Here is a 12,005-nt window from a genome sequence, read left to right on the forward strand (position 1 = left end):
ATTAAGGACAAGACATGTTCAATCACCACAAAGTGGAAATCGAATGGGGCGGCCGTCCGCTCATCCTCGAAACCGGCAAGATCGCGCGCCAGGCTGACGGCGCTGTGCTCGCCACCTACGGCGAGACCAAGGTCCTCGCCACCGTCGTTTCGATGAAGGAGCCGAAGCCCGGCCTCGATTTCTTTCCGCTGACCGTCAACTACCAGGAAAAGACCTACGCCGCCGGCAAGATCCCGGGTGGCTATTTCAAGCGTGAAGGCCGTCCGAGCGAGAAGGAAACGCTGGTTTCCCGCCTCATCGACCGCCCGATCCGCCCGCTCTTCGCCGCAGGCTACAAGAACGACACCCAGATCGTCGTCACCGTCGTCCAGCACGATCTCGAGAACGATCCCGACATCCTGTCGATCGTTGCCACCTCGGCTGCTCTCACGCTGTCGGGCGTTCCGTTCATGGGCCCGATCGGCGGCGCCCGCGTCGGCTACATCAACGGCGAATACGTGCTCAACCCGCATGTCGATGAGATGCAGGAATCCAAGCTCGACCTCATCGTCGCCGGCACCACCGACGCCGTGCTGATGGTTGAGTCCGAGGCCAAGGAATTGGGCGAAGAGCTGATGCTTGGCGCCGTCATGTTTGGCCACAAGGGCTTCCAGCCGGTCATCGACGCCATCATCAAGCTGGCCGAAGTTGCCGCCAAGGAGCCGCGCGACTTCACCGCGCCGGATTATTCCACGCTCGAAGCAGAGATGCTGAAGATCGTCGGCGACGAACTCAGCTCGGCCTACAAGAACGTCGACAAGCAGAAGCGCTACGCCGCCGTCGACGCCGTCAAGGCGAAGGTCAAGGCCGCGTTTGCCCCGGCTGAAGGCGAAGACGCCAAGTACACCTCCGAGCAGATCGGTTCGGTGTTCAAGGAACTCCAGGCCAAGGTCGTGCGCTGGAACATCCTCGACACCGGTTCGCGCATCGATGGCCGTGACCTCAAGACGGTTCGCAAGATCGTCTCCGAAGTCGGCGTCCTGCCGCGCACTCACGGTTCGGCACTGTTCACCCGCGGCGAGACCCAGGCGCTGGTCGTTGCCACGCTCGGTACCGGCGAGGACGAGCAGTATGTCGATTCGCTGACCGGCATGTACAAGGAGAAGTTCCTCCTTCACTACAACTTCCCTCCCTACTCCGTCGGTGAGACCGGTCGCATGGGTTCGCCGGGCCGCCGCGAAATCGGCCATGGCAAGCTCGCCTGGCGCGCCATTCGCCCGATGCTGCCGAGCGCTGACCAGTTCCCCTACACGCTGCGCGTCGTCTCGGAGATCACCGAGTCCAACGGTTCGTCGTCGATGGCGACCGTCTGCGGCACCTCGCTGGCGCTGATGGATGCCGGCGTGCCGCTGGCCAAGCCCGTCGCCGGTATCGCCATGGGCCTGATCAAGGAAGGCGAGCGTTTCGCCGTTCTCTCCGACATCCTTGGCGACGAGGATCACCTCGGCGACATGGACTTCAAGGTCGCCGGCACCGCCAACGGCATCACCTCGCTGCAGATGGACATCAAGATCGATGGCATCACCGAGGAGATCATGCAGATTGCGCTTGGCCAGGCCAAGGACGGCCGCCTGCATATCCTCGGCGAGATGGGCCACGCGCTCTCCGGCGCGCGTTCGGAACTCGGTGAGTTCGCACCGCGCATCGAAGTGATGCACATCCCGACCGACAAGATCCGCGACGTGATTGGTTCGGGCGGTAAGGTCATCCGCGAGATCGTCGAGAAGACCGGCGCCAAGATCAACATCGAGGACGACGGCACGGTCAAGATCGCTTCGTCCAACGCCAAGGAGATCGAGGCGGCGAAGAAGTGGATCCACACCATCGTCGCCGAGCCGGAAGTCGGCGAGATCTATGAAGGCACGGTCGTCAAGACCGCCGACTTCGGCGCCTTCGTCAACTTCTTCGGTCCGCGTGACGGCCTCGTCCACATCTCGCAGCTTGCCAACGACCGGGTCGCCAAGACCTCGGACGTGGTCAAGGAAGGCGACAAGGTCTGGGTCAAGCTGATGGGCTTCGACGAGCGCGGCAAGGTCCGCCTGTCGATGAAGGTCGTCGACCAGGCCACCGGCAAGGAACTCGCCCGCGACAAGAAGACCGAAGGCGAAGAAAACGCCGCCTGATCGGTCTGAGATCATGAATCGAAACGGGCGCGGCTTAGGTCGCGCCCGTTTTCATTTTCAGCCCGGATTTCATTTTCAGCCCGGGTCTTCATTCTCAGATTGCCAAGACAGACCTCATTTCGAGACCGAACGATGTCCGCCGAGCCGCTGAAGACGCTTTTTCATCCCTTTGAGGCCGAGGCTGTTCCTCTGCCGGGAAGGGGCAATCGCGTCCTGTTTCTGGGCACCGAACCGGGTTTTCGCCTGCCTGAAGGCTTCGAAGCCGCGCTTCACCTCGTGCAGGGCTTCCGGCCGGATTTTCGCGCGCTGCAGGCGTCTGGCCTCATCGTCACCGCACAAGCGGAAGGCGACGGTTTCGATATGGCACTTGTGCTTGCCGGCCGGCATCGCGGCCTGAACGAAGTGCGCATCGCTGAGGCGCTTGAACGCGTCGCGCCGGGCGGCCTGGTGGTCGTCGCCGGCGGCAAGGACGATGGCATTGCCAGCCTGCGCAAGCGCGTTGACGAGCTTGTGCCGCTTGAAGGCCATCTGCCGAAATATCACGGCATCGCCTTCTGGTTGCGCCGTCCCGCCGATCTGGCCGCCGCGGAAGAATTACGCGCCGCCAATCCCGCCTTGCTGGTTGAAAACCGGTTCCACACCGCGCCCGGCATGTTTTCCTTCGACCGGATCGATACCGGCTCGAAATTGCTGGTCGAGAACCTGCCCAATGATTTGCGGGGCAACATTGCCGATTTCTGCGCCGGCTGGGGCTATGTGGCTGCCGAGATCGCCGACCGCTCCCCCAGCGTTCCGGCGCTCGACCTCTACGAGGCCGATTTCGCCTCGCTCGAAGCCGCAAAGCGCAATCTGGCGGGGGTCAGCCAGTCGATCGCCAGGAATTTCTTCTGGGTCGATCTGCTGAAGGAACCGGTCGAGAAGCGCTACGACGCGATCGCCATGAACCCGCCCTTTCATCGCAGCCGGGCGGCCGAGCCGGAGATCGGCGCCGGCATGATCCGCGCGGCGGCCAAGGCCTTGAAGCCAGGCGGGCGGCTGTTCATGGTCGCCAACCGTCAGCTTCCCTATGAGCCGATCCTGGCGGCCGCTTTTTCGAGCCATGCCGAACTCGCCCGTGACGGCATGTTCAAGGTGCTTTCCGCTCGTCGTTGAAGCATGATCCCGAAAAGTGGATACCGGTTTTCGGAAAAGATCATGCTCAGACGAAAACAGACATCGCGTCGCGCCTCAATGCAGATTGGCGACGCGTCGGACCTCGTCGGTGACATGCGCGTCGCCGACCCTGAGCTTGAGAGGGGCCGGCCTGCCGAACAGGTAGCCCTGCACCACCTCGCAGCCGGCTGCCCTAAGCAGCGTCGCCTGGCTTTCGGTCTCGACGCCTTCGGCAATGATGCTGACGCCGAGCGCGCGCGACAGCCCGACGATGGTCGAGACGACCGCGCCCGAGCTGGCATCGGTATCGAGGCGGCTGACGAAGGATCGATCGATCTTCAGCTTGCCGAACGAGAAGTCGATCAGGTAGCTCAAATTGGAATAGCCGGTGCCGAAATCGTCGACGGCGACCGAGATGCCCATATCCGCAAGCTGCTTCAGGATGGCGGCGGCGCGGTCTCGGTCCTGCATCATCGCCGTCTCGGTCACTTCCAGCTCCAGCCGCGACGGCTTGATGCCGGTGCTTGTCATGGTGTCGCGCACGGTACCGACGAAGTCCTTGGTCATGAACTGCACGGGCGAGATGTTGACGGCGACGAAGCAGTCGTCGGGCAGATGCCGGGCGTCGCTGCAGGCTTTGCGCAGCACCCATTCGCCGATCGGGCCGATCATGCCGGTTTCCTCGGCGATCGGAATGAACTCCATCGGCGGGATCATGCCGCGTTCCGGATGCCGCCAGCGGATCAGCGCTTCGTAGCCGACAATGCGGCCGGTCGGGAGATCGAGCTGCGGCTGGTAGTGAAGATCGAAGTCACCGCGTTCGAAGGCTGTATTCAGTTCGGATTCGATCCACTGGCGATGGTCGGCGACCCTGCCCATTTCGGCATGGAAGACCGACCAGTTGCCAACGCCGCTAGCGCGTGCATTCTGCAGCGCCAGATTGGAGCGGCGCAGGATGAGGACGGGATCGACGCCGTCCTTTGGCATCGCCACGATGCCCACCGACAGGCTGACCGATTGCAGGTGCGTGCCGAGATCATAGGGCTCCATCATCTCGTCGATGAGCCTCTCTACGGTGCTTTCCAAGGACCCTGAAACCTGGTTGTCAGGGAGCAGAATCGCGAATTCACCGGCACCGATGCGTCCGATCAGCGCGCGCTGCGGCATGCAAGTCTTCAGTCGCTTGGTGAAGGCGCGGATCAGCTCGTCGCCCTGGCTGTAGCCGATGGCATCATTGATCTGCTTGAAACGGTCGATGTCGATATCGATGAGGAACATCGGCTCGCCGGTCCGGCTTGTCGAGCATGCCGCCTCGGCAATCTTGCCGACCATCGCCGGGCGCGCCAAAAGGCCCGTCAGCTTGTCGAAATGGGTTTCCGTGAAGACGAAATCCACCGATTCGTCGACGCCGGCGAAGAAGGACATCGCGGCGACCGACGCCGCCAGTGCGCAAAGAGCGGCCATCACCGCGACCATCATGTCCGTGGAGATGCCGGCGAAGCCATCGCCGAGACCGAGCTTCAGGCCCCAGAGTCCGAGGACGAAACTGCCGAGACCCGAACTCGCTATGGTGAGCAGTCGGAACATCGGTGTTCGCTTCGGGTTGCTGACGGTGGACATTGAAAGATCCCCAGAGTACGGGGCCTTTTACCGGATATGTCCTTAAAATGCGTTTCCGCGAATGCGTCCAATTTTATTGGAGCGAAAGTATTTCTTGAGCGGGTTAAAGCGCGTCGCGTCGAAATGGGTTCAGTCGGGGCATTTTAAGCTTTTGTTTTATAAATGTCGTTGTCCCAAAACCGCTGCGCACTTTTGGGCGACATGCATTAGTCTCGCCCGCCGTCGGTCTGCTTCAATTCGTCGAGCGTCGGCATGGAAACGATGTGATAGCCGGAATCGACATAGTGGATTTCGCCGGTAACGCCGGAAGACAGATCGGACAGCAGATAAAGCGCGGAGCCGCCGACCTCGTCGATGGTCACCGTGCGGCGCAGCGGCGAGTTGCGCTGCTGGTAGGAGAACATGTGGCGGGCGTCGGAAATGCCGGCGCCGGCGAGCGTACGCACCGGTCCAGCCGATATGCCGTTCACCCTGATGCCGCGCGGACCGTAGTCGTTGGCGAGGTAGCGCACACTGGCCTCCAGTCCGGCCTTGGCGACGCCCATGACATTGTAATTCGGCATGACGCGGACCGACCCCGCATAGGTCAGCGTGATCATCGATCCGCCGTCCTGCATCAAGGCGGCCGCGTGGCGGGCGATCTCGGTGAAGGAGTAGCAGGAGATCACCATGGTGCGGACGAAATTGTCCCGGCTGGTGTCGGCGTAGAGGCCTTTCAGCTCGTTCTTGTCGGAAAAGCCGATGGCGTGGACGACGAAATCCAGCCCGCCCCATTCCTTGCCCAGGGTCTCGAACGTGGCGGCGACCGAAGCGCTGTCCTCGACGTCGCACGGCACGACCAGCGAGGCGCCGAGCTTGTCGGCCAGCGGCTTGACCCGGCGTCCGAAGGCATCGCCCTGATAGGTGAAGGCGAGTTCCGCCCCGTGTTCGGATAATTTCCGGGCGATTCCCCAGGCGATCGAATGATCGTTGGCGACACCCATGACAAGCCCGCGCTTGCCCTTCATCAATCCGTCCATGGCCGGCAAATCCTTATGCGGAATAGCGCTGGAAAACGAGCGTGGCGTTGGTGCCACCGAAGCCGAACGAATTTGACAAGACAGTGTCGATCCTGGCGTCGTCGATGCGCTTTCGCACGATCGGCATGCCCTCGAATTCAGGGTCGAGGGTCTCGATATGGGCGCTTTCGCCGATGAAGCCGCCCTGCATCATGAGGATCGAGTAGATGGATTCCTGGACGCCGGCCGCACCCAGCGAATGGCCGGTCAGCGATTTCGTCGAGGTGATGTACGGCATCTCTGGGCCGAACACCTCGCGGATCGCGCCCATTTCCTTGGAATCGCCCACCGGCGTCGACGTGCCATGGGTGTTGATGTAGTCGACCGGCGTGGACACCGTGGCCAGCGCCTGGCGCATGCAGCGGACCGCGCCTTCGCCTGAAGGGGCAACCATGTCGTGGCCGTCGGAGGTCGCGCCGTAGCCGACGATCTCGGCGTAGATCTTGGCGCCGCGCGCCTTGGCATGCTCCAGCTCTTCCAGCACCAGCACGCCGGCGCCGCCGGCGATGACGAAGCCGTCGCGATTGGCGTCATACGCGCGCGAAGCGGTCGATGCCTTGTCGTTGAATTTCGACGACATGGCGCCCATCGCGTCGAAGAGGTCCGACATCGTCCAGTCGAGATCCTCGTGGCCGCCGGCAAAAACCATGTCCTGCTTGCCCCACTGGATCAATTCGTAGCCATTGCCGATGCAATGCGCCGAGGTCGAGCAGGCCGACGAGATCGAGTAGTTGACGCCGTGGATCTTGAACCATGTGGCAAGCGTTGCCGATGCGGTCGACGACATCGCCTTCGGCACCGCAAACGGACCGATGCGCTTGGGACTGCCGTTCTTCAGCGTGATTTCGGCCGCTTCGACGATGGTGCGGGTGGATGGTCCGCCCGATCCCATGACGATGCCGGTGCGCTCATTGGTGATGTCGCTCTCGCCGAGGCCCGCATCTGCGATCGCCTGATCCATGGCGACGTGGTTCCAGGCCGCACCCTGGCTCAGGAAGCGCATCGCACGGCGATCGATCATGGCCGATGGATCGAGCGTCGGCGCTCCCCAGACCTGGCAGCGGAAGCCGTGTTCGGCGAAGGAATCGGAGAAGCTGATGCCGGATCTGGCGTCATGCAGCGAGGCTTGCACCTCGTTGGCATTGTTGCCGATCGACGACACGATGCCGAGGCCTGTGACTACGACACGTCTCATTCGCAACTCCTTCCAGGGGGCGGGCCGGGACGCCGGTCAGCCGACCGCCGACTGCTTGGACAGACCGACTTTCAAATCCGTTGCCGCGTATATGGGTTCGCCATCTGCCTTCAGCCAGCCATCGGCGATGCCGAGCACCAGCCGACCTCGCATCACGCGCTTGAAGTCGATGCCATACTCGACCTTCTTCACCGAGGGCGTCACCATGCCCTTGAATTTCACCTCACCGGTCGACAGCGCCATCCCCTTGCCGGGTTCGCCGAGCCAGCCAAGATAGAAGCCCGTCAATTGCCACATGGCGTCGAGGCCGAGGCACCCCGGCATGATCGGATTGCCGATGAAATGGCAGGCAAAGAACCACAGATCCGGCTTGATGTCGAACTCCGCGCGGATGAAACCCTTCTCGAAGGCGCCGCCCGTCTCGCTGATCTCGGTGATACGGTCGAACATCAGCATGGGCGGATAGGGAAGCTGGGCATTGCCCGGTCCGAACAGTTCGCCGCGGGCGCAGGCCAGCAATTCGTCGTACTCGTAGCTGGATTTACCCGCCATCAATCTCGTCCCCATATCGTTTCGGGCTATCGGGTGCCCTTGTCGTTGGTTTCCTAACACAATCTGTTTCAGGCCGGAAACCGGCGTTTGCGCTTAACCTGCTCGTCTGCCTGGGTCAATGCGCGCTATTGATCGCATTCGGACGACAGAATATATGTCCTGAGAGGTCCGGTTTCGGCAGACGTTCATTTTTTTGCCATTCTGGGCGTGTCTTGGGGCGGAACTGTGGGGTTCGACGAGAAGATGGACCTGGACGGCCGGAAGGAAAATGTCGCTGTGGACAAGCGGGTCCGTGAAGCCGGCCTGAGGCCGACGCGTCAGCGCATTGCGCTGGCAGACCTGCTTTTCGCCAAGGGCGACCGCCATTTGTCGGCTGAGGAACTGCACGAGGAGGCGGTTGCCGCCGGCGTGCCGGTTTCGTTGGCCACCGTCTACAATGCCCTTCACCAGTTCACCCAGGCGGGACTGTTGCGCATCCTCGCTGTCGAGGGCGCAAAGACCTATTTCGACACCAACACGTCCGACCACCACCATTTCTACATCGAAGGCGAAAACCGCATATTCGACATCGACAGCGGTCCGGTGACGGTTGCCAACCTGCCGGAGCCGCCGGAAGGGATGGAGATCGCCAATGTCGACATCGTGGTGAGGCTGCGCCCCAAACGCCGCGAATGATCGGCCAGGCCAGAATCATCTGTCGGGGATGAAATCCGTCGATCTCACAATCCGGCTCGAATGGGCGTTTGTGGCTGCTGCTGCCGTCGTTTTCTACGGTTCGGCCAGCATGTCCTGGTGGCTGTTCGGATTGCTCATCCTGGCGCCGGACCTGTCGATGTTCGGCTATCTGGCGGGGCCTCGAGTCGGTGCTCTTGCCTACAATGCCTTGCACATCCTGATCGTGCCGGTGCCGCTGCTGATCGCCGGGTATATGTCCGGCAATGCGACCGCAATCGCGGTCGCGCTGATCTGGGTCGCCCACATCGCCATCGACCGTGCGCTGGGCTACGGCCTGAAGCTGTCGACCGGCTTTCAGGACACCCATCTCGGCCGTATCGGGCGCCAGAACCACGACCGCGAATCTTCAAAAGATCGCGCTCAAAGGGTCAAAAGATTAGTCCTTGACCCGTTCGCCGGGATAGGCGCCCCAGACGATCGACTGGGCAAGCCAGCCGGTGTGGCCGTCGAACGTCATTTCGCACCACTGACCGTCGCAGGATTTGATCGTGCCCATCACCCCCGGCTCGACCATCGCGACCACCCTTGCATCCTTGTCGGGGCTGTTGAGAAGGTTGATCTGCGCGCCCTTGCCGCGCTGCCATGGTGCGACGATTGCCGTGCGTCGGCCGGAGAGCAGCGACTGGTTGATCCAGCCTTCCGAACCATCGGCATCGCGCACGCGGCGCCATGTGTCGAATTCCTGGATGATCTCCATCGGCAGGCCGGCCTTCATATACATCCAGTCGACCGAGTAGTTGGCGCCGGGGCCGACGCGCGAGTTGACGCGGCCGGATTTCAGGCTGACGAATCGCGGCAGCGGCAGGCCGCTCGGCCCGAGCGTGACGACGCTCTGGGCAGGTGCTGCGGCACTCTGCGCGGCCGCAAGCGGAGAATAAAGCAAAGCGCCGAGAAATGCTGCACTGAGGGTCAGGCGAAGCGACGCGAAACCAGACACTTTCATTCCTTTCGGCGCTTGCCCATCGGCCTCGGCGCCCCTTTTTCTTTGTCTTCGGCGGCACCGCTTGTTACATGGGGTAATCGGCACCGCGACCGGCTTTCAGTTTCGCCGGTCTTGGTTAAAGAGGTCTCAACGAGATCGGGGTACGAGGAAACAATGGCAGGCAAAAAGAAGCCTCTCGTCGTCATCACGCGAAAGCTGCCCGACCCGGTCGAGACCCGCATGCGCGAACTGTTCGACGCAAGGCTGAATGTCGAGGATAGGCCGATGACGCAGCCGGAACTGGTTGCGGCGGTCAAGGAGGCCGACGTGCTGGTGCCGACGGTGACGGACCAGATCGATGCGGCGTTGATCGCCCAGGCCGGCGACAACCTCAAGCTGATCGCCAATTTCGGCAACGGCGTCGACAAGATCGATGTCACCGCCGCGGCCAAGAGGGGCATCACCGTCACCAACACGCCCAATGTCCTGACCGAGGACACCGCAGACATGACCATGGCGCTGATGCTGGCGGTGCCGCGGCGGCTGGCGGAAGGCGCCAATGTGCTCACCGGCGACAAGAAATGGGCCGGCTGGTCGCCGACCTGGATGCTTGGCCGGCGCATCTGGGGCAAGCGGCTGGGCATTGTCGGCATGGGGCGCATCGGCACCGCCGTCGCGAGGCGGGCCAAAGCGTTCGGTCTTTCCATTCACTACCACAACCGCCACCGCGTGCTGCCGGCCGTGGAAGACGAGCTGGAGGCGACCTATTGGGAGAGTCTAGACCAGATGCTGGCCCGCATGGACATCATTTCGGTCAACTGCCCGTCGACGCCGGCGACCTTTCATCTGCTTTCGGCGCGGCGGCTGGCGCTGCTGCAGCCTACCGCCTATGTCGTCAACACCGCGCGCGGCGACATCATCGACGAGGAAGCGCTGGTCAAGCTGATCCAGGACGGCAAGATTGCCGGCGCCGGTCTTGACGTCTACGAGCACGAGCCGGCTTTGAACGGCAAGCTGCTGAAGCTCGCCGCCAAGAACAAGGTCGTGCTTCTGCCGCATATGGGCTCGGCGACGCTCGAGGGCCGCATCGACATGGGTGAAAAGGTGATCATCAACATCCGCGCCTTCGTCGACGGCCATCGCCCGCCGGACCGCGTGCTGCCGCTCAGAACTTGACGCTAGAGCATGATCCCGAAAAGTGGAAACCGGTTTTCTCGGACAAACGGAAACCGTTTGTCCAGAGATCATGTTCAAACGAACAGATACAGATAGAGCCCATCCCGATTCAATCGGGATGACAGGTTCTATCGCGGCGCAACATTTTTCTGCCTTGAAACGAAAGGTCAAGCTTACGCAAGAGCCTTGCGCATGGTGATCGAGGTCGCCCTGTCGTAGCCTTCATGCGCCGTCCGCTCGGTCTCTTGAAAGCCGAGGCGAGCAAAGGCTGCATGGTTTCCGGTCAGTTCGACTCGCGTCTGAAGCTCAATGGCGGCCTTGCCGCGGCTGCGGGCAAGGCCTTCGACCGCCTGCATCAGCCGCCGGCCAATGCCTTGTCCCTGGCAGTCCGGAGCCACGGCGAGCTTGCCGACATAGAATTCCGCGACCCTTTCAAGGGCAAAGACACAGCCGACGATCCTGTCGCCCTCGAGCGCCACGAAGCCGGTCTCCCGCCGCGCCTTGTCCCGCAGGCTGTCGGCGGTCAGCAAGTGGGCCGAGGAGGGCGGGTCGATGACGCCGTCCATCGAGGCGAAGGCACGCATGATCAATGCGAGCACATCGTCCCAACGGTCGAAGCCGGCCACTATCTGTGTGATGGGGACGGCGTCGCTCCGCTCCACGGGGTCAGTTTCTCTTGTAGCGGATCGTGTCGAAGCGCGCCGCCAACGCATCATAGAGCAGCAGCCGGCCGACCAGCGGTTCGCCAATGCCGGTGACCAGTTTGATCGCCTCCATCGCCTGCAGCGTGCCGATGACGCCGGTCAGCGCGCCAAGCACACCGGCTTCGGCACAGGACGGCACCAGGCCCGGCGGTGGCGCTTCGGGAAACAGATCGCGATAGCCTGGGTTGGGCTTGCCGTCCTTGCTGTCTTCGAATGGCTTCAGCACCGTGACGGAGCCGTCGAAGCGTCCGACGGCGGCATGCACCAGCGGTTTCCCAGCGCTCGCGCAGGCATCCGCCACCGCATAGCGGGTTTCGAAATTGTCCGAGCCGTCGACGACGATGTCATAGGCGGCGACGAGGGCAGGTGCATTGTCCGGGTTCAGCCGGATTGCGTGCGTTTCAACCTTTGTGTTTGGATTGATGCGGGCGATTGCCGCCTTGGCGCTATCGGTTTTCAGCATACCCACAGTGTCGGTGCCGTGAATGACCTGACGCTGCAGGTTGGACAGCGAAACGGTGTCATCATCGACCACGCCGAGCGTGCCGACGCCGGCGGCGGCAAGATATTCAAGCACCGGCGCGCCCAGCCCGCCGGCGCCGATGACCAGCACCCGCGCCTGCTTCAGCCTCTGCTGGCCGGCACCGCCGATTTCGGGCAGCACGATGTGGCGGGCATAGCGTTCGATCTCGTCGGCGGTCAGGGCGGCAGCGGTCATTGCCAGACCAT

At 62.4% G+C, this 12,005-nt stretch carries 11 protein-coding genes; 4 read left to right on the forward strand and 7 right to left on the reverse strand.

The window, feature by feature from the left end; genetic code table 11:
- The first annotated feature begins 14 nt into the window (after positions 1 to 14).
- Together pnp and EN993_RS07540 are read left to right on the forward strand one after the other, a co-directional pair.
- Positions 15 to 2,162, forward strand: a complete 2,148-nt coding sequence (pnp, locus tag EN993_RS07535) for a polyribonucleotide nucleotidyltransferase (protein ID WP_127262814.1) — start codon at positions 15 to 17, stop codon at positions 2,160 to 2,162.
- A 132-nt stretch (positions 2,163 to 2,294) separates the two neighbouring features.
- Positions 2,295 to 3,314 carry a class I SAM-dependent methyltransferase gene (locus EN993_RS07540; RefSeq protein ID WP_127262815.1) on the forward strand — a complete coding sequence of 340 codons (1,020 nt, stop codon included), beginning with the start codon at positions 2,295 to 2,297 and terminating at the stop codon, positions 3,312 to 3,314.
- Positions 3,315 to 3,389: 75 nt separating this feature from the next.
- Here EN993_RS07540 and EN993_RS07545 read toward each other — a convergent pair whose 3' ends face one another.
- From EN993_RS07545 to fabA, 4 genes are all read right to left on the reverse strand, one after another.
- Positions 3,390 to 4,934 carry a bifunctional diguanylate cyclase/phosphodiesterase gene (locus tag EN993_RS07545; RefSeq protein WP_127262816.1) on the reverse strand — a complete coding sequence of 515 codons (1,545 nt, stop codon included), beginning with the start codon at positions 4,932 to 4,934 and terminating at the stop codon, positions 3,390 to 3,392.
- A gap of 206 nt (positions 4,935 to 5,140) precedes the next feature.
- Entirely contained in the window at positions 5,141 to 5,953 is an 813-nt protein-coding gene (gene fabI, locus EN993_RS07550) for an enoyl-ACP reductase FabI (RefSeq protein WP_109666399.1), read from the reverse strand.
- A 13-nt stretch (positions 5,954 to 5,966) separates the two neighbouring features.
- Positions 5,967 to 7,187, reverse strand: a complete 1,221-nt coding sequence (gene fabB / locus EN993_RS07555; RefSeq protein WP_126067599.1) for a beta-ketoacyl-ACP synthase I — start codon at positions 7,185 to 7,187, stop codon at positions 5,967 to 5,969.
- 36 nt (positions 7,188 to 7,223) lie between these two features.
- On the reverse strand, positions 7,224 to 7,739 hold the full coding sequence (gene fabA, locus EN993_RS07560; RefSeq protein ID WP_013527885.1) for a 3-hydroxyacyl-[acyl-carrier-protein] dehydratase FabA: 516 nt from the start codon (positions 7,737 to 7,739) through the stop codon (positions 7,224 to 7,226).
- A gap of 243 nt (positions 7,740 to 7,982) precedes the next feature.
- On the opposite strand from fabA, the gene irrA reads away from it, so the two are divergent.
- A complete protein-coding gene (gene irrA / locus EN993_RS07565) occupies positions 7,983 to 8,414 on the forward strand; it encodes an iron response transcriptional regulator IrrA (RefSeq protein ID WP_024503471.1) in 432 nt (143 codons plus the stop codon).
- Between the two features lie 436 nt (positions 8,415 to 8,850).
- Here irrA and EN993_RS07575 read toward each other — a convergent pair whose 3' ends face one another.
- The gene (locus EN993_RS07575; protein WP_126067601.1) at positions 8,851 to 9,411 is read right to left on the reverse strand and encodes an SH3 domain-containing protein; all 561 of its coding nucleotides are present in this window, start codon (positions 9,409 to 9,411) and stop codon (positions 8,851 to 8,853) included.
- A 159-nt stretch (positions 9,412 to 9,570) separates the two neighbouring features.
- Here EN993_RS07575 and EN993_RS07580 point away from each other — a divergent pair, with 159 nt between their 5' ends.
- Entirely contained in the window at positions 9,571 to 10,572 is a 1,002-nt protein-coding gene (locus EN993_RS07580) for a D-glycerate dehydrogenase (RefSeq protein ID WP_109666410.1), read from the forward strand.
- 173 nt (positions 10,573 to 10,745) lie between these two features.
- Here EN993_RS07580 and EN993_RS07585 read toward each other — a convergent pair whose 3' ends face one another.
- Together EN993_RS07585 and EN993_RS07590 are read right to left on the reverse strand one after the other, a co-directional pair.
- Complete coding sequence (locus EN993_RS07585) at positions 10,746 to 11,234, reverse strand: GNAT family N-acetyltransferase (RefSeq protein WP_127262817.1); 489 nt, start codon at positions 11,232 to 11,234, stop codon at positions 10,746 to 10,748.
- A gap of 4 nt (positions 11,235 to 11,238) precedes the next feature.
- Positions 11,239 to 11,994: a molybdopterin-synthase adenylyltransferase MoeB gene (locus tag EN993_RS07590; protein ID WP_126067602.1), complete on the reverse strand. Its 756-nt coding sequence runs from the start codon at positions 11,992 to 11,994 to the stop codon at positions 11,239 to 11,241.
- Between the last annotated feature and the right edge of the window lie 11 nt (positions 11,995 to 12,005).

The organism is Mesorhizobium sp. M7D.F.Ca.US.004.01.2.1, from assembly GCF_003997785.1.
Lineage (GTDB): Bacteria > Pseudomonadota > Alphaproteobacteria > Rhizobiales > Rhizobiaceae > Mesorhizobium > Mesorhizobium loti.

Excerpts from the sequence above, each read along its gene's own strand:
- irrA (WP_024503471.1), top strand. The coding sequence starts at position 7,983 with ATGGACCTGGACGGCCGGAAGGAAAATGTCGCTGTGGACAAGCGGGTC.
- fabI (WP_109666399.1), bottom strand. The coding sequence starts at position 5,953 with ATGGACGGATTGATGAAGGGCAAGCGCGGGCTTGTCATGGGTGTCGCC.
- EN993_RS07590 (WP_126067602.1), bottom strand. The coding sequence starts at position 11,994 with ATGACCGCTGCCGCCCTGACCGCCGACGAGATCGAACGCTATGCCCGC.
- EN993_RS07545 (WP_127262816.1), bottom strand. The coding sequence starts at position 4,934 with ATGTCCACCGTCAGCAACCCGAAGCGAACACCGATGTTCCGACTGCTC.
- fabB (WP_126067599.1), bottom strand. The coding sequence starts at position 7,187 with ATGAGACGTGTCGTAGTCACAGGCCTCGGCATCGTGTCGTCGATCGGC.
- EN993_RS07580 (WP_109666410.1), top strand. The coding sequence starts at position 9,571 with ATGGCAGGCAAAAAGAAGCCTCTCGTCGTCATCACGCGAAAGCTGCCC.
- fabA (WP_013527885.1), bottom strand. The coding sequence starts at position 7,739 with ATGGCGGGTAAATCCAGCTACGAGTACGACGAATTGCTGGCCTGCGCC.
- EN993_RS07540 (WP_127262815.1), top strand. The coding sequence starts at position 2,295 with ATGTCCGCCGAGCCGCTGAAGACGCTTTTTCATCCCTTTGAGGCCGAG.
- pnp (WP_127262814.1), top strand. The coding sequence starts at position 15 with ATGTTCAATCACCACAAAGTGGAAATCGAATGGGGCGGCCGTCCGCTC.